This is a genomic window from Rhodococcus sp. YH3-3, assembly GCF_001653035.1.
GTDB classification, from domain to species: domain Bacteria; phylum Actinomycetota; class Actinomycetes; order Mycobacteriales; family Mycobacteriaceae; genus Rhodococcus_F; species Rhodococcus_F qingshengii.
Genome location: NZ_BCWH01000001.1, coordinates 2,132,940 through 2,156,377, shown reverse-complemented (window position 1 = coordinate 2,156,377; position 23,438 = coordinate 2,132,940). Strand labels below are relative to the sequence as shown.

Genomic DNA, 23,438 nt, shown 5'->3' with positions numbered 1-23,438 from the left:
TTTACTGCGCGTCTTCCTGAGCTACTCGCTGGACGACGGGCAGCAAATCCTCGGCGAGAAGTTCTTGGAGGAACACCGCGGCGACGCGATGCTGGCGGTCCAGGACGATCGTCGTCGGAATGACCGACGTGGGGTAGCCGTCACCGAGGGCGATCAGCGAACGCATCGACGGGTCGTAGATCGACGGGTACGAGACCTTGTTGTCGACCACGAAGTCCTGCGCTTTGTTCTTGGTGTCGTCGCGGACGTTGATGCCGAGGAACTGCACGCCCGAATCCTTGGTCTGCTCGTAGACCTGTTCCAGGTCGTCGGCTTCGGCGCGGCACGGTCCGCACCACTGACCCCAGACGTTGAGAACGACGACCTTGCCCTCGAAGTCCTCGACACCGACCTTCTGACCTTCGTTCATCAGATCGGGCCCGGAGAGCTTGCCGATGGTGCCTCGGTCGGACGGCGGATCGTAGAAGATCTTGGTTTGTCCGCCCGGTGAGACGAAGTCGAAAGTTCCGCCCTGTGCGACGGCGTCGTCGCCGGTCGCGCAGGACGAGAGAAGAAGCATCGCCGACGCAGCGGCTGCGAATGCTGCGGCGATGCGGCGCGAAATCATGCTCCTGTCACTCTCGGGTCGGAGGCGCCGGCAGGTTCGGAGTAGACGATGTCGACCAGGGTGTCGCCTTCGTAGACCAGTGAAGTCAACGAGGCCAGTCCACACTGACGGTGACGGGGGTCGTGCCAGAGACGCTCGCCCTGCAGGAATCGACGCAGTGTCCAGACCGGGAGCTGATGGCTGACGACGACGGCTTCGTGTCCGACTGCCGCGACGCGTGCGGCATTGACGGCTGCGAGCATGCGATGCGCGATCTGCAGGTAGGGCTCGCCCCAGGACGGGGTGAACGGGTCACGCAGTTTCCACCAGTGACGCGGACGCGAGAGCGCACCGTCCCCGACGGCAACCTTGAGACCCTCGAACTCGTTGCCTGCCTCGATCAGGTTTTCGTCCGTGACGATGTCGAGCTTGTGTGCCTCGGCGATCGGAGTCGCGGTCTCTTGCGCCCGCTGCAGCGGCGACGCGACCACGTGGGTGATGTCGTGATCGGCGAGCACCGACGCGACCGCACGAGCCTGAGCTTCGCCCGCCACCGACAACCGGAAGCCCGGGAGCCGTCCGTAGAGGATCCCGCGCGGGTTGTGTACTTCGCCGTGGCGCAGGACGTGGACGATGGTGCGGGTGGACGTGTGGTCGGGGTGATCGGCGTCGGTCACAGTCGAGGGTCCTCGCTGAAGATGATGGATGTCGGAAGCGTGCGGGTGTTCTGGAATGGGAACTGGTCAGGGCTTGACGGCAGCAGCCGCGGCCTTGGCTGCGTGAGGCATGGCGTCGGCGATGATCGAGAAGGCTCGATCGTCGAGGGCTGCGGAGACGAACCACGCTTCGAACGCGCTCGGCGGCGGGTACACGCCGCGGGAGAGCAGTGCGTGGAAGAAGGCGGGGAATCGCCAGGTCTGCGCGGCTTTGGCTTCGTCGTAGTTGGTCACCGTGTTCTCGGTGAAGAACACGCTCACCAAGGTGCCTGCGTACTGCACTCGGTGTTCGACGCCTTCGGCGGTGAGTGCTTGGGTCATGAGGTCGCCGAGGGCGGTCGCGTTCCGGCCGAGCTTGGCGTACACCTCGGCGTCGGCGGCGCGCAGGCTCGCGAGTCCGGCGGCGACGAATCCGGTCATCACCTCGTCCATGATCAGGAGTGCGCCGTGCTCACGGGTGAGACGACGCAGACCCTCGTTGAAACCGGGAAGCGGTGCGACGGCGCCCATGTTTCCGGCGGCAGCTTCGGTGATGACGCACGCGATGGCGCCGGGATTGGCCGCGAAGGCCGCGGCCACCGCGTCGAGATCGTTGTAGCGCACGACGATGGTGTCTTCTGCTTGAGCGCCGGTCACGCCGGGAGAGGTCGGCAGCCCGAACGTCGCGAGGCCGGATCCGGCGTCGGCGAGAAGGGCGTCGACGTGGCCGTGGTAGCAACCGGAGAACTTGACGATCTTGGTCCGCCCGGTGAATCCGCGGGCGAGGCGGACTGCGCTCATCGTGGCTTCGGTTCCGGAGTTGACCAGGCGAACCTTTTCCACGGGCGCGACGCGGGCGACGATTTCCTCGGCGAGAGCGACTTCGCCTTCGGTCGGCGCACCGAAGGAGAGACCTCCGAGGGCTGCTTCGCGAACGGCTTCGACGACTGCCGGGTGAGCGTGCCCGAGAATCATCGGACCCCAGGACGACACCAGGTCGACGTAGTTGTTTCCGTCGACGTCGGTGAGGGTGTAGCCGGATGCTTCGCGAATGAATCGCGGTGTTCCGCCGACCGAACCGAACGCGCGGACGGGCGAGTTGACGCCACCCGGAATCACGTTGCCGGCACGTTCGAAGAGCCGAGCGGAGTTCGTTGCATGCACGTCGGGATCACCGGAAGACACAGTCACGGCTTCCAGTGTCCCAGTTCTGTCGAATCTGACAACGACAGGGTGTAGGACTTCGGTGCTCGAGGCGAGTTTTCCGGTCGAACCGGGCCCCGCGTGAGACGATTCCGGGCATGAAGCGACTGTTGACGACGCTGATGGTCTCGGCTGCGATTCTTCTCACATCGTGTGGTTCGGACGCTTCGAACGACGACAAGGCGACAGTTTCGTCGCCGCCGAGTGCCACCGACTCGGCTCGAACCACCGCGGCGACGAGCACCGACCCCGCGTTTCTCGGCGGGTGTTCGGCGGTGTCCGTCTACGTTCAGCAGCGTGTTCAGAGCGGCGACACGTCGACCCAGACGGCAGGCGCCGACTTCCTGAAGATCGTCGAGAACGACCCTTCGTACCAGGCTATGTCCGAGAGCGAGAAGGAACTCTTCCGCCAAGGAATCGAAGCGGGTGCCACAGGCTCCTGCTGAATGTGAGGTTGGGATCGAACCGGGTTGCCCGCGGTGCGCTACGCGCTATCGTCGGTTCCATGGCCACCACAGCGGACCACCTCAGGACAACACTCGACGGACGCTGGCGGGAGGTGCGTGAGCGCGTTCGCGGCGAATTGAACGACGAACGTTTTGCTCCGCACTACACACCCAACACCGCCATTGCGCGCTCCAAGGCTCTCGAACAGATGCGGGTCCTCGCCGATCTCGGGTACGCCGCAAACGGTTTCGCGGTCTCTCACGGCGGAACGGGCGACGCGGGTGGCGCCGTCACCAGCATCGAGATGCTCGCGATGTCCGACCTCTCACTGATGGTCAAGGCCGGCGTCCAGTGGGGTCTGTTCGGCGGCGCCATCGAAAACCTCGGCACCGAGCGTCACCACCAGGCGTACGTCAAGCCGCTGATCGATCTGGACCTGCTCGGTTGCTTTGCGATGACCGAGACCGGTCACGGCAGCGACGTCCAGGAACTCGAAACCACGGCGACCTACGACGTCGAGACGGGCGAGTTCGTCGTCAACTCCCCCACTCCGTCCTCTCGCAAGGACTACATCGGCGGCGCTGCCCAGCACGCCACCGTCGCAGCGGTGTTCGCACAGCTGATCACCGGAGGCGAAAGTCAGGGCGTCCACTGCTTTGTCGTGCCGATTCGTGACGACGCCGGCAACGACCTCCCCGGCGTCACGACGTCCGACTGCGGGCTCAAGGGTGGACTGCCCGGAGTCGACAACGGCCGCATCGTCTTCGACCAGGTCCGCATCCCGCGTGAGAATCTACTCAACCGTTACGCCGACGTCGCCGAGGACGGCACGTACAGCTCGGCGATCGAGAACCCGAACCGTCGTTTCTTCACGATGGTCGGCACACTGGTTCGTGGACGTGTCACCGTCGGTGGTTCCGCGGCAGCGGCCGCCCGCGTCGGATTGGCCATCGCCGGTCGATACGCCCTGCAGCGCAGGCAGTTCAGTGCTCCGAAGAGTGACGACGAAGTCCTGATCATGGACTACCTCGTCCACCAGAAGCGTCTGCTGCCGTTGATCGCCCGCTCGTACGCTCTGCAGTTCGCACAGAACGAACTCGTCGCCGCGATGCACGACATCCAGAGCAGCGACGACCCGGATCCGCAGGAGCAGCGCGAACTCGAAGGTCGCGCCGCCGGACTCAAGGCCGCCAACACCTGGCATGCCACTCGGGCCATCCAGGAGGCACGCGAAGCCTGCGGCGGCGCAGGCTATCTCGCCGAGAACCGCCTCACCGCACTCAAGGCGGACACCGACGTCTTCACCACGTTCGAGGGTGACAACCACGTTCTGACGCAGTTGGTCGCAAAAGAACTCCTCACCTCCTACGCCGACGAAGTCCGCGGCATGAGCCCGGTCGACTGGATGCGCTTCGCCGCTACGACGGTCTCCGACGTGGTCAAGAAACGCACGGCAGCGCAGCAGATCCTGCAGACGATCGTCGACACTCGCCAGGACAACGAAGAGGACGGCAGCCTCTTCAATCGCGGCACCCAGATGAAGATGTTCGAAGACCGCGAAGAGTACCTACTCGCCACTGCGGCAAGGCGATTGCAGGCAGCGCAGAAGCGCGAGGAGAACCCGTTCGACGCGTTCAACTTCGTGCAGGACCACGTACTCAAAGCCGCTCAGGCGCACATCGAGCGCGTCATCCTGGAAGCATTCGTCGCCGGCATCGACTCGTGTGAGGACGAGACCGCAAAGGAACTCTTCGGCGAGGTGTGCGATCTCTACGCACTGTCCGTGATCGAAGAGGACAAGGCCTGGTTCATGGAGCACCGGCATCTGTCGGTGGAGCGTTCGAAGGCCGTGACGCGCGGAATCAACGAGCGTTGCCGCACCCTGCGCCCCCACGTCGAGACACTGATCGACGGGTTCGGCATTCCGGACATCCTGCTGGGGTCCGCGATGCTCGACGGACCGGGCACCGACGCGGTACGGCTGAAGTAAAGGGTTCGGGTGGGGTCGGCAATCGCCGGCCCCACCACACTCAGTGCGCTGCTGCCTTTTTCGACTGGCGAGAGGCGAGCAGTCCGGTCAGGCCGAGTGCCGCGACCAGCCAGATCCCCAGAACGAGCAGGTGCGGTCCGGCGCCGTTGCCACTGAAGTAGATGACGGAGCGGATGGGCTCCATGGCTGCCGATCCGAGCCAGAACGAATGGATGTGCTGCCAGAATCCGGGCAGGAACGACACCGGAATGGCACCACCCGAACTCGGGAAGTTGATGAAAACGAGCACCGTCAGCACCGCGAAGATCGCGGCTTGGCCGAGCAGTCGATTGAGCAGAATGCTCACCGCACCGACGGTGAACGTGTAAACCATCGAGATTCCCAGCAGTTGCAGGATCTGGCCGAATGACGCCCCGAAGGCGTGCATGAAGATGCTGGTGATGCCGAAGGCTATGAGCGGGGTGAGTATCGCCGCACCGGCCAGGATCGAATACTGCTCGCGCAACCGCATTCTCGGCGCAACCTGACTGAGCACCGTGATGGTCAGGTAGCCACCGAGGGTGCAGACGATCAGGAAGTAGAAGAGTCCGACAGTCGAGGAGTCGCGCGCCGTGACAGGCGCCGAGTCGATCACCGTGACCTGCTGCCCCGTCTGCTCCGCAACCGAATGCGCCAAGCTGCTCACCACGGAAACCGTCGAGGCGCCCGCGCCGGTGGCGATATGTGCGGTCACGGCGTCACCGATCTCGATGGCGCCGATCGCATCGCGGTTGTCGATCCGAGAGAGTGCGTCGGCGGCGTTGGCTGTGGCAACGATGTCGAACTTGTCACCCGACGAAGCCTGGATTCCGTCGATCAGCGGGGCCGTGACGGACGGCGACCCGACCACCACGATCGGTGCCTGATTCGGCGTCGGCGAATGGAAGGCGCTGACGTAGCACAGGCAGAACATGATGACGAAGAACAACGGAAATGCGAGTCCACTGCCCACCATCTTCCAATTGGTCGGCGGATCGACAACTTCTTCGCTGGGTACTCGGACGTCGGTATCTGTCATATTCCACGCTCTCTTCACTAACCGCATCTAGCTGTCAACACCGTTGACAGACTCAACAGTCAACACCGTTGACACGTTATAGTCAACGCCGTTGACAACGCGGTCGGCGAGCGAGCACAGAGGTCGATGTCGTGACACCCACGAGGCACACGCCAGAGCAGGAGCAACCCTCGACATCCGAGGCGATTCGCGCGGCGGCGTTCCAACTGTTCGGCGAGCACGGGTTCGGCGGCACGTCAGTTCGCGCCATCGCCAAAGTTGCCGGAATCGATCCGGCCCTGGTCATCCGGCATTTCGGGTCCAAAGAAGCACTGTTCCTGGAAACCACGCCGGTTGCGGACTACTTCGAAGGCCAGTTCGACGGCCCACTCGACACCCTCGGTGAGCGAATCGCCGCCTTCGTCCTGGGCAAGGCCGACGCCCGGATGCTGTCGGTGTACACAGCGCTCATGCGAGCATCGGACAGTCCACGCATCCGGGAGCGACTCCGAGACATGACCGGAGTATTCGCCACCAATCTCGCCGCTCGTCTAGACGGCGAAGACGCGTACACCCGCGCACTCCTGGTCTCCGCCCAGGTGTCCGGGCTGTTGAGCGTCCTCAGCGACGAAAGTATCCCCCAGTCCGCAGATCGCGACGAGTTGGCAAAACTCTACGGCCGGGCGATGCAGACGCTGATCGATCAGTACTGAGCGATGACCTCCTCGGCAAACCGCCGAACGGAGTCGAGTCGTCCCTGACGATCACCGGCGTCAACTCCGTAGTGATACCAGGGCAAAACTCTGATTTCCGTGACTCCGAGAGTCTCGAGTTCGCGATATCCGTCCAGATCACGAACATCCGTCGGCGAGACGTTGACGCCGAAAGGAACATCGGCACGACCGTACTCGACCCGCAATTCCGTGAGACGATCGATGGCGCAGGCTAATTCGGCTTTGGTCGTGTTCACCGACATCCAACCGTCAGCCAGCCTGGCTGCACGACGCAACCCCGGTTCGCTGTGCCCACCGATGTAGATCGGAACCGGAATCTCCGGAGCAGGACTGATCATCAGAGCGTCGAAATCGTAGTGCTTGCCGTGGTATTCGACCCATTCCGGCCCACGTCCCGCACACACCGCCTTGATGATCTCGATGGCTTCGTCGGTACGCGCGCCGCGGGTGCGCATCTCGGTACCGGTGAAGGTGAATTCCTCGGGAATCCAGGACAAACCGACGCCGAGAGCGACGCGGTTCCTCGACATCACGGCCATGGTCGCGACCTGCTTGGCAGTCAACAGCGGATCGCGCAGTGGAAGTTTGAACACGTTGGTGTAGAACTGAATTCGCGATGTGACGGCCGCCATCGCCGCCATGGCAATGAACGGATCAGGCATCGGCGTCTCGGGCGCCCACATCCGCTTCCCGTCAGCAGTGTACGGGTACGGCGCCGACACCTGCTCCGGATAGAACACGGAATCCGGCATCGCGATTCCGTCGAACCCCACCTCTTCGGCGACCTGCGCCAACTCGCACAGTTCCAGGGCGTCGATCATCGCACCGGCCAAGGACCACTTCATCGTTCCACCGTTTCGCCGTTGGGCGAGATCCAAGCGCCGCCCAAGAACATGATGTCGGTGATGTTGCGTACGACGCCGTGAACATTGCCGTCCCATGCGGTCAACACCGACGCCGGCCCCCAGATCACGTAAGGCACAGTCGCGTTGGCGTACTCCTGCACCTTGCTGATCGCCTCACGGACAGCATCGTCCGTCGATGCCGTCTGCACAGCTGTGATCATCGCGTCCATCTCCGGGTCCGCGAAGCCGGACGGGTTGTTCTTCGAATCACTGGCCATACTGTTGTACAAATTGAGGTACGGCGCTTCTTCTCCGACCGGAGCGCCACCTCTGGTCATGTCGAAATCGTGGTCCTTGTATACCCGTCGAACCAGATCGGTCACATCGGTCGCGTAGTCGATGGTGACGTCGAAACCGATCGCGTTCAGCGACGCCTGAACCGTCAGTGCCGTCGCCTGTTGGCTCGGCTCCGAGGTGGTGAGGTAGCGGAGTTTCCCGTCGTACCCGTCGGACTTCGCTTGATCGAGCAGCGCCTTTGCCTTCACCTGATCGAACGGAATGCCTGCTGTGTTGTTGTACCAACGTGACGTCTGCGGGACCAGTTCGGAACTGGCGGTGCCCAATCCGTTGTTCGCCCGGGTATTGACCGCCGCCGGATCCACCCCGTAGGCGATCGCCTGACGGACGCGAACATCGGCCCCGGGCTTGCCCTCACGGTTGTTGATCGTGCCAATCCCGTTCTGTCCGGTCGGACTGAGGTAACCCGAGTATCCGTCGTCGAGAGCTTGTTCGATCACGGCCTCGTCGCGGAGGATGTACGTCATGTCGATCTGGCCGCTCTTCAACGATTCGTACTGAGACTGCGCACCCGACGTGGGAACAAACCGCACTGTGTCCAGTGGAGGTTTACCGCCCTGATAATCCGTGCGTGCGGCGAGTACCAGTTCTTCGTGCGGGGCGAACTTGGCCAAGGTGAACGGACCCGCCCCGATCGGTGTGAACGCTCTCTCCCCGGTTCCTGAAACCGACCCTGCCTCTCCCCCTGAACTTCGCGCAACGATCATTCCGGGCCCGAGCGACAACAGCGCCGGGAATTGACGCCAGGGCCGCTCGAGCACGAATTCGACTGTGGTGGCGTCGGGCGTCTCGATCCGATCCACGATGTTGAGCCAGGTCTGCGATACATCACCCTTGCCTGCCACGAATCGATCGATACTCCACTTCACCGCTTCCGCGTCGAGCGGACTTCCGTCGCTGAAGGTGAGGCCGTCAGCCAAAGTGACGGTGTACGAGGTGAAGTCGCTGTTGTTCGACAGTGTCTTCGCGAGTTGTGGCACGAAGCTCCCGTTTGTGGAGTCGCTGCGTACCAGCGTGTCGTAAATCGCGGCCATTTCGGTTCCGCCGGTCGAACCGGCGGCTTGCGTTCTCGTGGGGTCCAACGAGGAAGGGAACGAATAGGACCCGAAGGTGAGAACACCGCCGTCGATCCGCTCCCCCACATCTGGGGCGCCCACAAAACCAGCTGCGCCACTACTGCTCGGTGAAGCCGATCCCGAGTTGTCCCCACTGCTCGACGCGCAGCCGGCCAACATCAATGCACCGGCAAGCCCGAGCGCGACAAAGCGAGGGCCGAACCTAATCTTCCTGGTGTACATACGTTCCCAATCTCCGTCAGCGTGTCAGATCTTGACTACCTTCGACGTCGGGATCGGGTGCGAGTCCGCCTTGATCCAGCGCAGCGCCCATGTCCCCTCGGCATGCGAATCGGTGTCGATCCAGTTGCCATAACCCGGATCCTTCGCCGCCACGACGATTGTCATGGTGCCGTCGTCGTTGAGCTTCGCGGTGTGATTGTTGATGTAGATGTTCGTGCGGTTGTAGTCGAGGGACTCGACCCAGAAGTTCTGCAGCACGAAGTTGAAGTACTCGCAGTTCGGAACCTCGGTCTCGATGACCCACGCCTCGTCTTCGGCGAGCTTCCAGTAACCGTGGAAGTAGAAGATCGTCGGATCGCCGCCGGCGTCCTGGAAGTAGTCCTGTCCCCAGTCGAAGATCTCGTTGGTGTGCGGCTGGAATTTGCGCGACCATTCCAGGAAGGTCTCCGCCATCCCCTTCACGATCCCGACGGACTTGGTGAGGCGCTCGCCGATCTCTTCCGGAGTCAACGGGACGAACTCCCCGTCCGGGTTCAGGCATTCGATGGTCAGATCACCGATGACCTCGTTGCGCCGATCCTGGTGAGTTTGCCGAACGGAGATGAGGTTGCTGTCGGGCGCCAAAGGCAGCCAAGCGCCCTCATCGGGCTTGTCGACGCTCGCGATGAACTCGAAACGGCCGTTCTCGTCGACCTCGAGGTCGTGGATATGCAGATCGCCGGTCTGCAGCATGGTGCCGTCGATGTGGTACCGATTTACGCGCGAGCCGAAGGTGATCAGCGGGACGGTGCCTCGGGTGCCGATGATCCGGTAGTTGTACTTACCGGAAATGTTGGCGCGCATGTAGACGTTGTCCGGGTTGTCGGCACCGATCTTCGTCATCATGTTCGGGTTCGGAGCCGACGAGAACTGCGGCCACCGTGGATCGGTGTACTCGACACAGTTGATCGTGCCGTACCGAAGCAACCGACTCAGGTAGCGGACGCCCTCGGCTTGAGTCAGCGGATCCTGAGGGACGATCTCGTCTTCCAGGACCTTTCCAACCTCGAGCAGATCTGCGCAGAACTTTTCCCAAACAGCATTCATGTGAATCTCCTTGTTTCGGTTGGGGCTTCGCCCTGTGCGCCTTTTTGGTAGTCGGCACTACCAAAAAGGCGCACAGGGCCGGAGGCCTTCAGGATGTGGTGGCGAACTTCGCTTCGACGTCGGCAGCGCTCACGCCGAAATCCTCGAGCGAATAGCGATGCGACGGACGACGGTGCTCGGCAAGGCTGGCCTGATGCGACGCCTCCACCGCGGCGCGGGCGTCGTCTGTGAAGGGCAGGGCGAACTGTGCATAGATCTTCTCGACGGTGCCGACCGCATCGGCGATGAAGTCCTTGTAGTCGACGTCGATGAACTGATCGGGGTTGTAACGGCTACGGGCATTGTTGAAGTTCGCATTCCCTCGCGCCCACAACTCCAGTTGCGTGCGCCCGATGGCCGGACGATCGAAGGCCCTCGACATGTCGTGTCCGCCCTGCTCTACGAGGCTGAAGGTGGACGCCATCGATGTCAACGGGTCCCGGAAGGTCCGAACGAACAGTGCATCCGGATAGACCGACATGATCTCGTCGATCGCGAAGACATGGCTCGGGCTTTTGAGCACCCACCGTCTGTCCTGGTCGTGCAGCCCGATCAACTGCAGGTTCTTCTTGTGCCGCGCATATGTTTCGGTCCAGTCCTGCTCCGCCAGCCACCGGGTGTAACTCGGCACGTACGCCACCGTCTCGAACGCGGTCGAGAGCATCGTCTGCTGCAGCAGCCGCCAGCATTCCTCGACCTCCTCCGCCCCCATGAAATGAACCTTCATCAGGTCTGCCTCATTACGCTGGCGAGCACGGTAGAAGGCGTCGGAGCGAACGTAATCTTCGTTCTCCGACCACGTGTCGCGCTCGGGGCGCGGCTGCGGCGTCTCGGCGAGCCACATCTCGGCGCCCTGATGCGCTGGGTCGGCACCGAGCAAGCGGTGCAGCGCGGTGCTGCCGGTGCGGGTCAACCCGACCACGAAGATCGGGCGTTCGATCGGAACATCTACGTGCTCTGGATATTTCGCGAATCCGGCCTCGCTGGTCAGGCGACCCGCGAGCGCTCCGACGATCATCTTGCGAGCGATCACCCTGCCGTGAGGAGTGAGGTCGGCCTCGTTCTGGAACGACTCGAGGAGAACTCGAAGTCCTTCGAGATAGCTTTCGCTGCCGAAGTTTTCGTACCCGGCCGCCTCGCGCGCAGCCTGGTGCAGGTCATCGATGGAACCGATGCCGTCGTAATCCTGTGTCATGGCTAGTCCTTGTATGAGTTGATCAGTGGTGCGTGTGACCGCAGTTGACGTCGAGACATTGCCCTGTGATGGCCCTGGCTGAATCGGACAGGAGGAAGACGACAGCGTTTGCGATGTCATCTGGCTCCGGCAATCGGCGCAGATCGGCGCCCGCTGCGATCTCGTCGTAGATCACCTTGGGGTCGACTCCTGCCTCCGCCGCCTTCTTCTCGAACATGTTCTTGACCGAGTCCGCCCAGATATAGCCGGGAGCAACCGAATTGACTCGAACGCCCTTGGGACCGAGATCGATCGACAAACTGCGTGCCATTGCCAGGAGCCCGGATTTCATGATGCGGTAGGCCCCGAACCCGGGAAGCTGGTTGCGCAACACCATGGACGTGACCATCACGACGGACCCGTGCGACTCGATCAATGCCGGAGCAAATTCTCTGGTGACGTTCAACGCCGCGAGCAAGTTGATGTCGATGCCCGACTGGATGGACGCCACGTCGGCGTCCAGGAGCGGGACCTGCGCGGGTTGAACAAATGCGTTGTTCACCAAGCAATGCGCCGCACCGAACTCAGCGACAGTTGTCTCCGCCAACGAAGCGATCGAATCGACGTCGGTGAGGTTCGTCGGTACGGCCAACGCGATTCCGCCGCGGTCTCGAATCTCCCTTGCCACCGATTCCAAGCGCTCGGGTGTGCGGGCAGCCAGAACAACCTTCGCTCCGGCCGCCGCGCTCTGCAGCGCAATCGAACGACCCAGCGCCGGGCCCACTCCCGAGACGACGACGACCTTGCCTGCCAGCAGGCCCTGATGGGTCAGCACAGCGCCTGCGGATCGAGAACAACACTCAGGGAGATGATCTTGCCGTTCTCGTCGAACTCGAACACATCGGTGGCAGCGAAGTCGGGGATACCGGCGCGCTGCACCCGAAGCTGCATGGCTGCGTACTTTCCCGTCACCGAAATCGGACCGAGCAGGCTGACTGTGAAATCGACCTGCGCGTTCGCGGTATCGAATTCGCGAATCTCGTCGATGCCGCGGTAGGTCTGGACCCCCAGCGGTTCGTGTTGAACTGCGTCGGGCGCAAACAGCGCAACCAGTCCGTCGACGTCGTGACTTCCGAGACACTTGACGTAATCTTCTACGGCAGAAACTATTTCAGCCCTGTCAGGCATGGATGCTCCTCGTGTTCAGGCGGATCAAGAAATGGTTCCGCGAGCGCGGAGATGGTCGACGATCGCGATCGCAGCGTCCTCGGTCGTCGTGACACTGGTGTCGATGTGAATGTCAGGGTTCTGCGGCGGTTCGTACGGCGAATCGATTCCGGTGAAGTTCACCAACTCGCCCCGTCGAGCCTTCTTGTACAGACCCTTGGGATCTCGCTCCTCTGCGACGGCAAGAGCGGTGTCGACGAAGATTTCGACGAACTGTTCGTCGCCGATCAATTCACGGGCGGCATGACGCTCGGCCTCGAACGGTGAAATAAAGGACGCGAGCACGATCAGACCGGCGTCCGCCATCAGTCGGGTGACCTCGGTGACGCGACGGATGTTCTCGACGCGGTCGGCTTCGGTGAATCCGAGGTCTCGATTCAGCCCGTGACGGACGTTGTCTCCGTCGAGGAGGTAGGTGTGCGCGCCGAGTGCGTGCAGTTGACGCTCGACATCGTTCGCGATGGTCGACTTTCCCGAACCGGAGAGACCGGTGAACCACAGAACTGCGGGTTGGTGTCCCTTGAGCCTGGTGTGCGCGGCCTCGTCGACGTCGACGGATTGCCAGTGAATGTTGTCCGATCGACGCAGCGAGTGCGTGATCATGCCCGCACCGACAGTGCCGTTGGTAAGGCGGTCGATGAGGATGAAGCTACCGGTGTCACGGTTGCCGACGTACGGGTCGAACGGGACCGGTCGATCGAAACTGAGGTTGCAGACACCGATTTCGTTGAGCGCGAGAGTAGTCGTTGCGGTCTTCTCGAGAGTGTTGACGTTGATCTTGTGTTTCGGTTTGGTGATGCGCGCAGTGACTGTGACGGTACCGATCTGGCACAGGAACGGCCGTTCGGGCAGCATGGGAGCCTCACCCATCCAGACGATGCAGGCCTCGAACTGATCGGCTACGGCCGGCGGATTGTCGCCGATGGACAGCACATCACCGCGACTGATGTCGATCTCGTCGGCGAGCGTGATGGTGACCGAGCGGCCCGCACCGGCAACGTCGAGGTCGCCACCCATGGTCACGATGCGCTCGACTGTGGACGTCTTTCCACTGGGGAGCACGCGGATGGGATCTCCGGGAGATACGGTGCCGGAAACGATCTGGCCGGAGAATCCGCGGAAGTCGAGGTCCGGCCGGTTGACCCACTGCACCGGCATCCGGAACGGAGCCGCGGCGGCAGCATCGTCGATGTCCACGCTTTCGAGATGCTCGATCAGGCTTGGTCCGGAGTACCACGGGGTATTCGCACTGCGCTCGGTGAGATTGTCACCCATGTATGCCGACATCGGGATGGCGACGAACCCGTCCAGACCGATCTCGTGAGCGAACTCTGCATAATCCGCGGTAATGGCATCGAAGACCTCTTGCGAGTAGTCGACGAGGTCGAGTTTGTTCACGGCAAGCACCACGTGCTTGATCCCCAGCAACGACACCAGATACGAGTGCCGGCGGGTCTGGGTCAGTATCCCCTTGCGGGAATCGACAAGGATCACAGCAAGATCGGCGGTCGACGCGCCCGTCACCATGTTTCGGGTGTACTGCTCGTGCCCCGGAGTATCGGCGACGACGAACTTGCGTCGCTCGGTCGTGAAGTAGCGATAGGCGACGTCGATCGTGATGCCCTGCTCACGTTCGGCGGCGAGACCGTCGACCAGGAGCGCGAAATCGAGCCCCTCCCCCTGGGTTCCGCTCTTGCGCGAATCGGCTTCGAGCGCCGTCAACTGGTCGTCGAAGACGAGTTTCGATTCGTAGAGCAGACGGCCGATCAAGGTGCTCTTGCCGTCGTCGACGCTGCCGCACGTGATGAATCGCAGCATGCTCTTGTTCGCATGACGTTCGAGGTACGCCTCGATGTCGTCAGCGATCAGATCCGAGGAAACAGTCATCAGAAGTACCCCTCTTGCTTCTTCTTTTCCATCGACGCGCTGGAGTCGTGGTCGATGACCCGTCCCTGGCGTTCGGAAGTGGTGGTGAGCAACATTTCCGAGATGATCTCGGTCAGGCTCGTTGCGGTCGATTCGACGGCTCCGGTCAGCGGGTAGCAGCCGAGGGTGCGGAAACGAACGCTCTTGAGTTCCGGAGTCTCTCCCGGCAGCAAGGGCATCCGGTCGTCGTCGACCATGATCAGCGCACCGTCCCGCTCGACGACGGGCCGCTTGTCGGCAAAATACAGCGGAACGATCGGAATCTCTTCCTGGCGTATGTATTCCCACACATCCAGCTCGGTCCAGTTCGAGAGAGGGAAGACGCGCAGGCTCTCGCCCGGCGCTTTGCGGACGTTGTACATCCGCCACAGTTCCGGTCGCTGCTGCTTGGGATCCCAACGGTGCGCAGCTGATCGGATCGAGAAGATGCGTTCCTTGGCGCGGGATTTTTCTTCGTCACGGCGGGCGCCGCCGAATGCAGCGTCGAACTTGTAGTGATCGAGGGCTTGTTTGAGGCCTTCGGTCTTCCACATGTCGGTATGGACAGCGCTGCCGTGAGTGAACGGGTTGATCCCCTGCTTCACGCAGTCCGGGTTGGTGTGGACGATCAGATCGAGATCGCCTGCAGCGGCGGTACTGTCACGAAGTTTGTACATTTCACGGAACTTCCACGTGGTATCGACGTGCAGAAGCGGAAACGGCAGCTTCGACGGATAGAAGGCCTTGCGCGCCAGATGCAGCATCACGGCGGAGTCCTTGCCCACCGAGTACAACATCACCGGGTTCTCGCTCTGGGCAACAGCTTCACGCATGATGTGAATGCTCTCGGCTTCGAGTCGTTCGAGGTGCGTCAGTGTCGCGGTCATCGGCCCAGTTCCTCCAGTGCTTTCGGGGCGAGTTCGGGTCGGCAGATCAGCAGATCCGGCAACCACGGGTTTTCCTGGTTGTAGCGCAGTTCGCTGCCATCGATACGCGAAACATGCAGTCCCGCAGCATGTGCGACAGCAACGGGCGCCGCCGAATCCCACTCGTACTGTCCGCCCGCATGTGCGTAGATGTCTGCCTCACCCGAGACGACCGCCATTGCTTTGGCTCCGGCGGATCCCATTTCGATCAACTCCGCGCCCATCGAGTCGGCCATGCGCATGACCGGTTCCGGACGACGCGTCCGCGATACGACGACTCGAACCGGCGTCGCGGCATCCCGTTCGGTCCGATCATCGCTGCTCGAATAGGTGACGCCAAGGGCAGGCATTGCGACCGCACCGGTTGTGAGGACACCGTTTTCGGTCAGCGCAACATGAACGGCCCAGTCCGATCGTCCGGCCTCGCCGTACTCACGGGTGCCGTCGAGAGGGTCGACGATCCACACCCGATCCGCAGCCAGCCTCGCGAGGTCGTCAGCCCCTTCCTCCGACAGCACTGCATCCGCAGGAAAGCGTCGGGCAAGTTCGGCGACGATGAATTCATGACTGAGCCGATCGGCCGCGTTCTTGAAAGTCGCGACATCACCGTCGTTTTCGCCGAGGGATTTCCGATGGTCGAGCAGAAGTTCTCCAGCCGCAGCGGCGATGTCGATCGCCGCGCGTTCATCGTTAGTGCGTGTCATAGGTACTCCACAACTGTGTAGACCTCCCGATCGATACGGGAAGAAAGGTCAGGCAGACCGCAGAGTGTCCAGCGCTTTGCACTGGCCTCGATGTGGTCTGCGCCATACCGTAACACCAGAATGAACGATGTTCATTCTATTTCGAACAATGTTCATTCTATGATCTGAGTCACATTGGTTTCTGGGTGGCGTTCGACAACGAACAGTGTTCGATGTGAATTGAGGATGCCGACCACCGCGACTACGGTGATCAAATGAGCAGTACCAGCAGCAAGTCGATCTACGGCGACGCCGAAGTGCGTCGACGCCGAACTCTCGACGCGGCGATCTCGCTTCTGGACGAAGGAGGCTACTCCGCGCTCACGATCCGCGCTGTCGCCAAACGAGCCGGCACCAGCACTGGCCTGATCTACCAGTACTTCGTCGACAAGCAGGACATCTTCGCCGCCCTCCTCAGCGAAAGTCAGCTGGAAATGGCGGACTTCGTGAACTCGCTCCCCCGCGAGCAGGGACTGAGCGCCTTACTCGAGTCCATGATTTCCGAGTTTGCTCGGCACTGGGCACGGGTGGGTCGACTCACCACCACTTGGCGCGACATCGAAGGCATGGCCGGGTCCGACCGAGAAAGCATGCGGGAACTTCACGCATCCGTAGCAGTCTACAACTCGGCATTGATTCGAGCGCTCACCGAATCTGCTGCAGCCGAAGGGAGCCGGTTGATCGACGACCCCGCGTTGATCCATCTCGTGCTCTCCGGACTCAAAGGCCTGTCGGACACCATCGTCATCAACATCGCCAAAGAAGTCACACCCGAGTACTTCGTGAGCTTCTCCGCCCGGGCGCTCGCGCGGTCCATCACGGAGTGACGGACCGACACCTTACGAACGAACGAGGCGAGCGATGGCCGCCTGAGCTTCCTTGATCTTGACGTCCGCTTCCGGACCACCCTGCTTGGCAGCTTCGACGACGCAACCCGCAAGGTGGGCGTCGAGAAGCTTCAGGGACACGGACTGCAACGCGCTCGTCGCGGCGGATACCTGGGTGAGCACGTCGATGCAGTACCGGTCGTCTGCGACCATGCGTGAAATTCCGGCTACCTGACCTTCGATACGACGAAGGCGCTTGAGCAGATCGTCCTGCTCGGGGCTGTAACTACTCATACCGCAACTATACCCCCTACCCGTATGAGGGCTACTGCGATGCGACGAAGCCCACCCGGACGCGGCGCACGACATCGATGGCCATCAGCCCCGCAATCAGAATCGACAACCCGGCGCCCGAGATCCAGAGACCGTCGTAGTGCGTGCTCTCGAACGGTGGAGCGCCCTCCAGTATCGGTCCGAAGTCGGACGTCGTCGTACCCGCTCGCCAGCACACGACCGCCAGAATCGTTGCGGCGACGATACCGAGTACACCGATCCACGTCTTCACGTCGACACGCGGGGATGGCTGTGGCTCAGTCATCGGCAGACCCGTCCGGTTCGACACCAACCACAACGACCTGACTCAACGCCTCGCGCAGTGCCTGATCGTCCTTTGCCCACGCCCGCACCAATCCCCCGGTGGTCAAACGTAAGCCGATACCGTGCCGACGCCTGGGCACTCCGGACAGCTCACCGAGCGCGCGTGCCGTTTCCCACGGTTCCATTTCGTCCTCGTAGGCAGCGTCGTCGGACTCCGGGAACACCTCGGCGATCTCGGTGATCGGCACCTCTTCGGTTCCCTGACGCAACGTGGTCGCGGTCAGAAGTACGCTCGCGTGCCGCCGTGCTGCGATCACCTGCACGTAGACCAATCCGGTGAGGATCACGGCGAACATCGCCAGACCGAACCAATGCACCACCGGGCCGGTGAACAGTTCGATGACCAAGGCGATCAGGCAGAAGATCGGACCGAACGCGATGGCCCACCACCGAGAACCCGGTTCGTAGTACAGAACGTCCGGGCCGATTTCCGGCGCGCGATCAGCCACGGGCAAACCAACTTCGGGTGGTGTCGCGGTAGATCGCGACGCAGGCACAGATCAGCATGACGGGAACAACCAGCGCGAGCACGGTACTGATCCCGGCCACGACCAGCGCGATCTGCAGCACCGCGAACACTCCGGACACGATCACCAGGATCCGTCGGCACAACGCCCTTCCGGCGCGAGTGGGACCGGCGAGGCCGCCGATCGCGAGGCCGGTCAACAGCAGAACCAGCCCTGACACCCGCACGAAGGTGACGTAGATGTCGATGTTTCCGGCCGAAACGCCTTGATCGGTGAACTGCTCACGCAACGAATACGAAGCGCTGGTGACATTGATCAGGCCGAAGAGTATGAGCAGGAACGCGCTGGCGATCCACAGCCAGAATGCTGCCTCGACAGCCGTCGGGCGCCTGACCTTCGTAGAGATACTCACGGGTTCAAGTGTGCGCTATCCGCTGACGATGCCCGGAATCATGAGCATCAGGAGTGTCACCAGAACAGAGGCTCCGAGGATCGCGAACAAGATCACTTCGGTGCGTGAACCACGTTGGCGCAGTGGCGCGTCGTGGGTGCTTTCCGTACGCAGGGCTTCCTGAGAACTCATCGCGTCCGACCTCTCCCCTACTACTTCAGTGACCCGTTTCACAGTACCCCGAGCTACCTACCGGTTCCCCGCCGGGGGGAAACGAAGAAAGTACGGATTGGACTCTTTTCGGTGCATCATCACGATCGCCCCGACAGCAGCAACTGCCTGCAGGATTTCCGCTCCGCCGAACAGCAGAGTGGCCGCGCCGCCGTCTCCGCCGAGCCCGAAGATCACCGGGATCGCGGAGACCAGCATGAAGACGCCACAGAACGTCAGCAACATTCGAGCCCAGTTCCTGCCGCGACTCATCGCGCGCACGAACAGAAGGAACACCGCGGTGACGATCACGACCAAAACCGCAGAGAACACGATGACCAGTGGGAACATGCCCTCCACGTCGGAACGCGTCAGACCGGCGTCGACAGCTGCCTGATTTCTGAGCATCTCGTCGACGAACATCGACTTCTGCCCGAGCAGCATCCAGATCATCGCGCCGCCCTGGACCAACCCGAGCGCCGTCACAGCCCACCACAACTGAATCGCAGTCACGACGTCCGTCGGCGGCTCGGGTTTCGGCGCAGGTCCCGGGTATCCGTTGTAACCGGGGCCGTATCCCGGGATCTGACCCGTCGGCATCGGTCCGAGTTCGCGGTACGGCTGATTCTCGAACGGCTGGTTCTCGTAGGGAGGTTCCCGGCGGGGCGGTTCCTGGCGCGACGGCGGCCACTGCTCGGTCATGACACCAGCGTATCGGTCGATACCGGCGCAGCCACCATGCGTGACTCCGTCACAGCCATCCGGCAACTTCCGACGCCCAGTACGTGAGGACCACGTCGGCACCGGCGCGGCGAATGCTGATGAGCGATTCGAGAATCGCCGCGTCCCGATCGATCCACCCGTTCTGCGCGGCCGCGGTGATCATCGAGTACTCCCCCGAGATCTGGTACGCAGCGACCGGAACCGGGGACCGGTCGGCGGTCTCACGCAGAATGTCCAGGTAGGACATTGCAGGCTTGACCATCACCATGTCGGCGCCCTCGGCGACGTCGAGGTCTACCTCGCGCATCGACTCGCGGCGATTGGCGCCGTCCTGCTGATACGTACGACGGTCGCCTTGCAGTGAGGATCCGACGGCTTCACGGAACGGCCCGTAGAACGCTGACGCATATTTCGCGGCATAGGCGAGCTGACCGACATCGACATACCCCGAAGCATCGAGTGCACCGCGGATCGCAGCCACCTGACCGTCCATCATGCCGCTGGGACCGAGCAGGTGCGCACCCGATTCAGCTTGTGCGAGAGCCATTTCGACGTATCGGATCAAGGTCGCGTCGTTGTCGACAGCGCCGCCGGCAGTCAACACGCCGCAATGGCCGTGATCGGTGAACTCGTCGAGGCAGGTATCGGCCATGATGACCGTCGAATCGCCGAGTTCGTCTGCCAGAGCGCGCAATCCGACGTTGAGGATTCCGTCGGGATCGGAGGCACCGGACCCCTGGGGATCCTTGTCCTCCGCCTTCGGGACACCGAACAGCATCAGGCCACCGACGCCGGCTTCCACCGCTTCCACCGCTGCGGACCGCAGCGAATCGAGAGTGTGCTGGAAAACGCCTGGCATGGAACTGATCTCACGCGGTGCGTCGATGCCGTCGGCGACGAACATCGGCAAAACGAGGTGCCGGGGTTCGAGCGAGGTCTCTGCCACGAGTCGCCGGAGCGCAGGAGTGCGCCGGAGCCGGCGAGGGCGATGAGTGGGAAACACGAGAAGTAGCCCTCCTTCGTCGGAACCTGTGAGTGGTTGAGGAGTCCACAGACTCCTCAACCACTCACGGGTGCGCTAGCGCCTTCGAGACTTCTTGCGCGGGGGCGGCAAAGCACCTTCGGCGCGCAGACGAGCAGCATGCTCGGCGAGAGCCTCCACCAGCGGTCCCACCTGCGAGGTCTCGGGCTGCACGTCGACGCGCAGACCGAACTCGATAGCGGTTTCGGCCGTCTTCGGGCCGATGCACGCGACCAACGTGCGGGCGTGCGGCTTGCCGGCGATGCCGACGAGGTTGCGCACGGTCGAGGACGAGGTGAAGCAGACGGCGTCGAATCCACCGGTCTTGATCATCTCGCGGGTCTCGGCCGGCGGCGGCGCTGCCCGGACGGTGCGGTAGGCGGTGACGTCGTCGATCTCCCAACCGCGTTCGCGCAGGCCCTCTGCGAGGGTTTCGGTCGCAATGTCCGCCCGCGGCAACAGAACCCGGTTGACCGGATCGAAAACGTCGTCGTACGGGGCGAATTCGGCCAACAGGCCTTCGCTGGACTGCTCACCGGTCGGGATCAGCTCGGGGTTGATGCCGAACGAGCGCACCTTGGCTGCGGTTGCTTCACCGATGCAGGCGATCTTCACACCGGAGAAGGCGCGAGCGTCGAGGCCGAACTCTTCGAACTTCTCCCACACTGCGCGAACAGCATTGGTGGAAGTGAAGACGACCCACTGGTAGCGACCGTCGACGAGTCCCTTGACCGAACGCTCCATCTGAGCCGGGCTGCGAGGCGGCTCGACGGCGATGGTCGGAACCTCGATCGGGATCGCTCCGTGAGTGACCAGACGGTCGCTCATCTCGCCGGCCTGATCCTTGGTGCGCGGCACGAGGACGGTCCAGCCGTACAGAGCGCGCGATTCCCACCACGACATCTTGTTGCGCTGCGCGACAACCTTGCCGACGGTGACGATGAGCGAGCCCACCAGTTCGGATCCGGCTTCGTTGAGCGTCGCGAGAGTTGCCTCGACGGTTCGCTGCTGACGAGTGGTACCGCGGACGGTGATCGCAGCAGGCGTCTGCGGGGCCAAGCCGTTCTCGACCAGCGCGCTGGCGGTCTCGGCGAGATGTCCGGACGTCGCGTGCAGGACAAGCGGTCCCGGTGCAGCGGCCAGAGCAGCCCAGTCGACTTCACCGCGAACGTCGGCCTCGGTGTGACCCGAGCCGAGCGCCATGCCGGCGTAGCTCGGCACAGCCGAACCGGAAGGCAGACCCGGGAGAACCTCGAACTGAACCTGCGTACGGGCGACTGCGGTGACCTCTGCGATCACGGAATCCGTGGTCAGCGGGTCGCCGGAGACCAGACGCACGACGTCGTGGCCGTTCTTGGCCTCGTGCACCAATGTCTTTGCAACCTCGGCAGGCTCGCCGAGTGCCGGACGCACGTCCGCGATCAGCTCGCCGGTCTCCTCGTCGCGGCCCATGTCGATGCCGACGAGTGCGACGACGCCCTTGTCGACATCCGGATCGGTGAATGCCATTGCGGCGCCGGTGAGGACGTCACGTGCGCGAACGGTGAGCAGGGCGGGGTCGCCCGGTCCCGATCCCACGAACAGGATCCGTCCGGGAGTGTTCTTTCGGACTCGGGTCATCGGTGATTCTCCAGTGCGCTGTATCGAAATGGGAACTTGGTGCAAGTGCAAAGTGGGGCGTCAAACATCGGCTGCCTCGCCTGTAGTCACGTTCATCAACTCGCGGGCGCCGAGTTCGAGTAACTCGCGCGCTACCGCTCGGCCGAGTTCCTCGGCCTTGTCCGGCGCACCCACGGCGCCGGTACGGATGACGTCCGAACCGTCGATGGCGGCTGCGCAGCCGCGTACCGACAGTTCGTCGAAGATTCTGCCGTCGTCGTCGAGGGATTCGACGATCTCCGCGATCGCTCCCACCGGAGCGGTGCAGCCGGCTTCCAACTCGGCGAGCAGGGCGCGCTCGGCAGTAACTGCCGCCCGGGTACCCGCGTCGTCGTGCTCGGCGAGGATCGCCGCCAATTCCACATTGGCAGAAAGGCATTCGACGGCCAAAGCACCCTGCGCCGGAGCAGGGAGCATCTGCACGGGCTCGATATTCTCGGTGATGAGATCGAGCAGACCGATACGAGACAGGCCGGCGCGAGCGAGGATCACGGCGTCGAGTTCACCGGATTCGACTTTGCCGAGACGGCGCTGCAGGTTGCCCCGCAACGGCACGATGTCGAGGCCGAGACCGAGTGCCTTCAGCTGCGAAACACGGCGCGGCGCCGAGGTTCCCACCTTGGAACCGGCCGGGAGCTCCCCGAGGACCAGACCGTCACGGGCGACGAGCGCGTCACGCGGATCTTCGCGTGGCGGAATCGCCGCGATGACGAAACGCGGGTCCTGCGCGGTCGGTAAGTCCTTGTAGGAATGCACCGCAACGTCGACGCGGTTGTCCAGCAAGGCTTCTCGAAGCTCTGCCGTGAACACTCCGACGCCGATCTTCTGGACGGGATCGGTGGACTGGTCACCCTTGGTCTTGATGATGACCAACTCGGCGGGATGTCCGGCCGCAATGAGGGCATCGCGCACGGTACCGGCTTGCGTGGTCGCGAGAAGACTTCCGCGAGTGCCGATCCGCAGCGGGCTCCCCGATCGAGGGGTGGTGACGCTCATGCCTGCAGGTCCCTTCCAGTGCGGTCGCCGTCCACCAGATCGGTGGGTGTGGCCACGGCCGCGGGAGATCCGGGGCTGAGTTCGAAGAGTTCGCGCAGCGCTGCTGCGTAGGAGTCGCCGCCGGGGGCCGACGCCAGTTGCTTGACGCGCACGGTCGGGGCGTGGAGCAGCTTGTCCACGACGCGTCGCACGGTGC

Annotated in this window: 26 protein-coding genes and 1 pseudogene; 4 read left to right on the top strand and 23 right to left on the bottom strand. The window is 62.8% G+C overall.

The genetic code is table 11. The features are described from left to right. Position 1: 1 nt before the first annotated feature. From YH3_RS10120 to YH3_RS10110, 3 genes are all read right to left on the bottom strand, one after another. A complete protein-coding gene (locus YH3_RS10120; protein ID WP_007735280.1) occupies positions 2-607 on the bottom strand; it encodes a TlpA disulfide reductase family protein in 606 nt (201 codons plus the stop codon). Then, positions 604-1,263 carry a histidine phosphatase family protein gene (locus YH3_RS10115; RefSeq protein WP_003941868.1) on the bottom strand — a complete coding sequence of 220 codons (660 nt, stop codon included), beginning with the start codon at positions 1,261-1,263 and terminating at the stop codon, positions 604-606. Before YH3_RS10115 ends, YH3_RS10120 begins: the two co-directional genes overlap by 4 nt. A gap of 66 nt (positions 1,264-1,329) precedes the next feature. Continuing rightward, the gene (locus YH3_RS10110; protein WP_064443321.1) at positions 1,330-2,472 is read right to left on the bottom strand and encodes an aminotransferase class III-fold pyridoxal phosphate-dependent enzyme; all 1,143 of its coding nucleotides are present in this window, start codon (positions 2,470-2,472) and stop codon (positions 1,330-1,332) included. A 110-nt stretch (positions 2,473-2,582) separates the two neighbouring features. Between YH3_RS10110 and YH3_RS10105 the strand changes: the two genes are divergently transcribed. Next, positions 2,583-2,930, top strand: a complete 348-nt coding sequence (locus tag YH3_RS10105) for a hypothetical protein (protein WP_064443320.1) — start codon at positions 2,583-2,585, stop codon at positions 2,928-2,930. A gap of 59 nt (positions 2,931-2,989) precedes the next feature. Continuing rightward, positions 2,990-4,921 carry an acyl-CoA dehydrogenase gene (locus YH3_RS10100; RefSeq protein ID WP_024487810.1) on the top strand — a complete coding sequence of 644 codons (1,932 nt, stop codon included), beginning with the start codon at positions 2,990-2,992 and terminating at the stop codon, positions 4,919-4,921. 40 nt (positions 4,922-4,961) lie between these two features. Here the strand turns inward: YH3_RS10100 and YH3_RS10095 are convergent, their stop codons facing one another. Continuing rightward, positions 4,962-5,978 (bottom strand): ABC transporter permease, encoded by a 1,017-nt coding sequence (locus YH3_RS10095; RefSeq protein ID WP_007735285.1) that lies wholly within the window; start codon positions 5,976-5,978, stop codon positions 4,962-4,964. A gap of 131 nt (positions 5,979-6,109) precedes the next feature. Here YH3_RS10095 and YH3_RS10090 point away from each other — a divergent pair, with 131 nt between their 5' ends. Continuing rightward, positions 6,110-6,670: a TetR family transcriptional regulator gene (locus YH3_RS10090; RefSeq protein WP_003941925.1), complete on the top strand. Its 561-nt coding sequence runs from the start codon at positions 6,110-6,112 to the stop codon at positions 6,668-6,670. Here YH3_RS10090 and YH3_RS10085 read toward each other — a convergent pair. From YH3_RS10085 to YH3_RS10045, 9 genes are all read right to left on the bottom strand, one after another. Continuing rightward, the gene (locus YH3_RS10085) at positions 6,661-7,536 is read right to left on the bottom strand and encodes a TIGR03619 family F420-dependent LLM class oxidoreductase (RefSeq protein ID WP_064113986.1); all 876 of its coding nucleotides are present in this window, start codon (positions 7,534-7,536) and stop codon (positions 6,661-6,663) included. The two genes, YH3_RS10090 and YH3_RS10085, sit on opposite strands and share 10 nt — an antisense overlap. Continuing rightward, the gene (locus YH3_RS10080; RefSeq protein WP_064074194.1) at positions 7,533-9,191 is read right to left on the bottom strand and encodes an ABC transporter substrate-binding protein; all 1,659 of its coding nucleotides are present in this window, start codon (positions 9,189-9,191) and stop codon (positions 7,533-7,535) included. The genes YH3_RS10085 and YH3_RS10080 overlap by 4 nt, the downstream gene beginning before the upstream one ends. Before the next feature lie 24 nt (positions 9,192-9,215). Continuing rightward, positions 9,216-10,277 carry a DUF1214 domain-containing protein gene (locus tag YH3_RS10075; RefSeq protein WP_003941882.1) on the bottom strand — a complete coding sequence of 354 codons (1,062 nt, stop codon included), beginning with the start codon at positions 10,275-10,277 and terminating at the stop codon, positions 9,216-9,218. Positions 10,278-10,365: 88 nt separating this feature from the next. Beyond that, the gene (locus YH3_RS10070; protein ID WP_064443319.1) at positions 10,366-11,511 is read right to left on the bottom strand and encodes a sulfotransferase; all 1,146 of its coding nucleotides are present in this window, start codon (positions 11,509-11,511) and stop codon (positions 10,366-10,368) included. A gap of 22 nt (positions 11,512-11,533) precedes the next feature. Next, a complete protein-coding gene (locus tag YH3_RS10065; protein WP_064113990.1) occupies positions 11,534-12,325 on the bottom strand; it encodes an SDR family oxidoreductase in 792 nt (263 codons plus the stop codon). Then, on the bottom strand, positions 12,319-12,678 hold the full coding sequence (locus YH3_RS10060; RefSeq protein ID WP_003942015.1) for a nuclear transport factor 2 family protein: 360 nt from the start codon (positions 12,676-12,678) through the stop codon (positions 12,319-12,321). Before YH3_RS10060 ends, YH3_RS10065 begins: the two co-directional genes overlap by 7 nt. A gap of 24 nt (positions 12,679-12,702) precedes the next feature. Continuing rightward, a complete protein-coding gene (cysN, locus tag YH3_RS10055; RefSeq protein ID WP_007735300.1) occupies positions 12,703-14,604 on the bottom strand; it encodes a sulfate adenylyltransferase subunit CysN in 1,902 nt (633 codons plus the stop codon). Continuing rightward, positions 14,604-15,509, bottom strand: a complete 906-nt coding sequence (gene cysD / locus YH3_RS10050; protein WP_019744365.1) for a sulfate adenylyltransferase subunit CysD — start codon at positions 15,507-15,509, stop codon at positions 14,604-14,606. The genes cysN and cysD overlap by 1 nt, the downstream gene beginning before the upstream one ends. Further along, positions 15,506-16,252, bottom strand: coding sequence for a 3'(2'),5'-bisphosphate nucleotidase CysQ (locus tag YH3_RS10045; protein WP_042453014.1), 747 nt, complete (start codon positions 16,250-16,252; stop codon positions 15,506-15,508). Before YH3_RS10045 ends, cysD begins: the two co-directional genes overlap by 4 nt. A 254-nt stretch (positions 16,253-16,506) precedes the next feature. Here YH3_RS10045 and YH3_RS10040 point away from each other — a divergent pair, with 254 nt between their 5' ends. Then, positions 16,507-17,118 (top strand): TetR/AcrR family transcriptional regulator, encoded by a 612-nt coding sequence (locus tag YH3_RS10040; RefSeq protein WP_003942004.1) that lies wholly within the window; start codon positions 16,507-16,509, stop codon positions 17,116-17,118. 12 nt (positions 17,119-17,130) lie between these two features. Here YH3_RS10040 and YH3_RS10035 read toward each other — a convergent pair whose 3' ends face one another. From YH3_RS10035 to YH3_RS36645, 10 genes and pseudogenes are all read right to left on the bottom strand, one after another. Further along, a complete protein-coding gene (locus tag YH3_RS10035; protein ID WP_003942012.1) occupies positions 17,131-17,412 on the bottom strand; it encodes a metal-sensitive transcriptional regulator in 282 nt (93 codons plus the stop codon). 31 nt (positions 17,413-17,443) lie between these two features. Further along, positions 17,444-17,716, bottom strand: a complete 273-nt coding sequence (locus tag YH3_RS10030) for a hypothetical protein (RefSeq protein ID WP_064443318.1) — start codon at positions 17,714-17,716, stop codon at positions 17,444-17,446. Further along, a complete protein-coding gene (locus YH3_RS10025; protein ID WP_003941872.1) occupies positions 17,709-18,224 on the bottom strand; it encodes a hypothetical protein in 516 nt (171 codons plus the stop codon). Before YH3_RS10025 ends, YH3_RS10030 begins: the two co-directional genes overlap by 8 nt. Then, positions 18,217-18,654, bottom strand: coding sequence for a hypothetical protein (locus YH3_RS10020; protein ID WP_003942066.1), 438 nt, complete (start codon positions 18,652-18,654; stop codon positions 18,217-18,219). Before YH3_RS10020 ends, YH3_RS10025 begins: the two co-directional genes overlap by 8 nt. A 15-nt stretch (positions 18,655-18,669) precedes the next feature. After that, entirely contained in the window at positions 18,670-18,825 is a 156-nt protein-coding gene (locus YH3_RS36025; protein WP_003941930.1) for a hypothetical protein, read from the bottom strand. A 57-nt stretch (positions 18,826-18,882) separates the two neighbouring features. Continuing rightward, positions 18,883-19,545 carry a hypothetical protein gene (locus YH3_RS10015; RefSeq protein ID WP_007735307.1) on the bottom strand — a complete coding sequence of 221 codons (663 nt, stop codon included), beginning with the start codon at positions 19,543-19,545 and terminating at the stop codon, positions 18,883-18,885. 49 nt (positions 19,546-19,594) lie between these two features. Then, on the bottom strand, positions 19,595-20,569 hold the full coding sequence (gene hemB, locus YH3_RS10010) for a porphobilinogen synthase (protein WP_007735309.1): 975 nt from the start codon (positions 20,567-20,569) through the stop codon (positions 19,595-19,597). A 75-nt stretch (positions 20,570-20,644) separates the two neighbouring features. Next, the gene (locus tag YH3_RS10005) at positions 20,645-22,207 is read right to left on the bottom strand and encodes a bifunctional uroporphyrinogen-III C-methyltransferase/uroporphyrinogen-III synthase (protein WP_003941969.1); all 1,563 of its coding nucleotides are present in this window, start codon (positions 22,205-22,207) and stop codon (positions 20,645-20,647) included. Between the two features lie 60 nt (positions 22,208-22,267). Then, entirely contained in the window at positions 22,268-23,242 is a 975-nt protein-coding gene (gene hemC / locus YH3_RS10000) for a hydroxymethylbilane synthase (protein WP_007735311.1), read from the bottom strand. Next, a pseudogene (locus YH3_RS36645) lies at positions 23,239-23,438 on the bottom strand (glutamyl-tRNA reductase); the annotation flags it as partial. The pseudogene YH3_RS36645 and the gene hemC, both read right to left, overlap by 4 nt.

What these genes read in the sequence shown, in the direction of transcription:
- YH3_RS10120 (WP_007735280.1), bottom strand. Translation starts at nt 607, where the DNA reads ATGATTTCGCGCCGCATCGCCGCAGCATTCGCAGCCGCTGCGTCGGCG.
- YH3_RS10105 (WP_064443320.1), top strand. Translation starts at nt 2,583, where the DNA reads ATGAAGCGACTGTTGACGACGCTGATGGTCTCGGCTGCGATTCTTCTC.
- YH3_RS10100 (WP_024487810.1), top strand. Translation starts at nt 2,990, where the DNA reads ATGGCCACCACAGCGGACCACCTCAGGACAACACTCGACGGACGCTGG.
- YH3_RS10095 (WP_007735285.1), bottom strand. Translation starts at nt 5,978, where the DNA reads ATGACAGATACCGACGTCCGAGTACCCAGCGAAGAAGTTGTCGATCCG.
- YH3_RS10085 (WP_064113986.1), bottom strand. Translation starts at nt 7,536, where the DNA reads ATGAAGTGGTCCTTGGCCGGTGCGATGATCGACGCCCTGGAACTGTGC.
- YH3_RS10080 (WP_064074194.1), bottom strand. Translation starts at nt 9,191, where the DNA reads ATGTACACCAGGAAGATTAGGTTCGGCCCTCGCTTTGTCGCGCTCGGG.
- YH3_RS10075 (WP_003941882.1), bottom strand. Translation starts at nt 10,277, where the DNA reads ATGAATGCTGTTTGGGAAAAGTTCTGCGCAGATCTGCTCGAGGTTGGA.
- YH3_RS10070 (WP_064443319.1), bottom strand. Translation starts at nt 11,511, where the DNA reads ATGACACAGGATTACGACGGCATCGGTTCCATCGATGACCTGCACCAG.
- YH3_RS10060 (WP_003942015.1), bottom strand. Translation starts at nt 12,678, where the DNA reads ATGCCTGACAGGGCTGAAATAGTTTCTGCCGTAGAAGATTACGTCAAG.
- cysN (WP_007735300.1), bottom strand. Translation starts at nt 14,604, where the DNA reads ATGACTGTTTCCTCGGATCTGATCGCTGACGACATCGAGGCGTACCTC.
- cysD (WP_019744365.1), bottom strand. Translation starts at nt 15,509, where the DNA reads ATGACCGCGACACTGACGCACCTCGAACGACTCGAAGCCGAGAGCATT.
- YH3_RS10045 (WP_042453014.1), bottom strand. Translation starts at nt 16,252, where the DNA reads ATGACACGCACTAACGATGAACGCGCGGCGATCGACATCGCCGCTGCG.
- YH3_RS10040 (WP_003942004.1), top strand. Translation starts at nt 16,507, where the DNA reads ATGAGCAGTACCAGCAGCAAGTCGATCTACGGCGACGCCGAAGTGCGT.
- YH3_RS10035 (WP_003942012.1), bottom strand. Translation starts at nt 17,412, where the DNA reads ATGAGTAGTTACAGCCCCGAGCAGGACGATCTGCTCAAGCGCCTTCGT.
- YH3_RS10030 (WP_064443318.1), bottom strand. Translation starts at nt 17,716, where the DNA reads ATGACTGAGCCACAGCCATCCCCGCGTGTCGACGTGAAGACGTGGATC.
- YH3_RS36025 (WP_003941930.1), bottom strand. Translation starts at nt 18,825, where the DNA reads ATGAGTTCTCAGGAAGCCCTGCGTACGGAAAGCACCCACGACGCGCCA.
- YH3_RS10015 (WP_007735307.1), bottom strand. Translation starts at nt 19,545, where the DNA reads ATGACCGAGCAGTGGCCGCCGTCGCGCCAGGAACCGCCCCGCCGGGAA.
- YH3_RS10005 (WP_003941969.1), bottom strand. Translation starts at nt 22,207, where the DNA reads ATGACCCGAGTCCGAAAGAACACTCCCGGACGGATCCTGTTCGTGGGA.
- hemC (WP_007735311.1), bottom strand. Translation starts at nt 23,242, where the DNA reads ATGAGCGTCACCACCCCTCGATCGGGGAGCCCGCTGCGGATCGGCACT.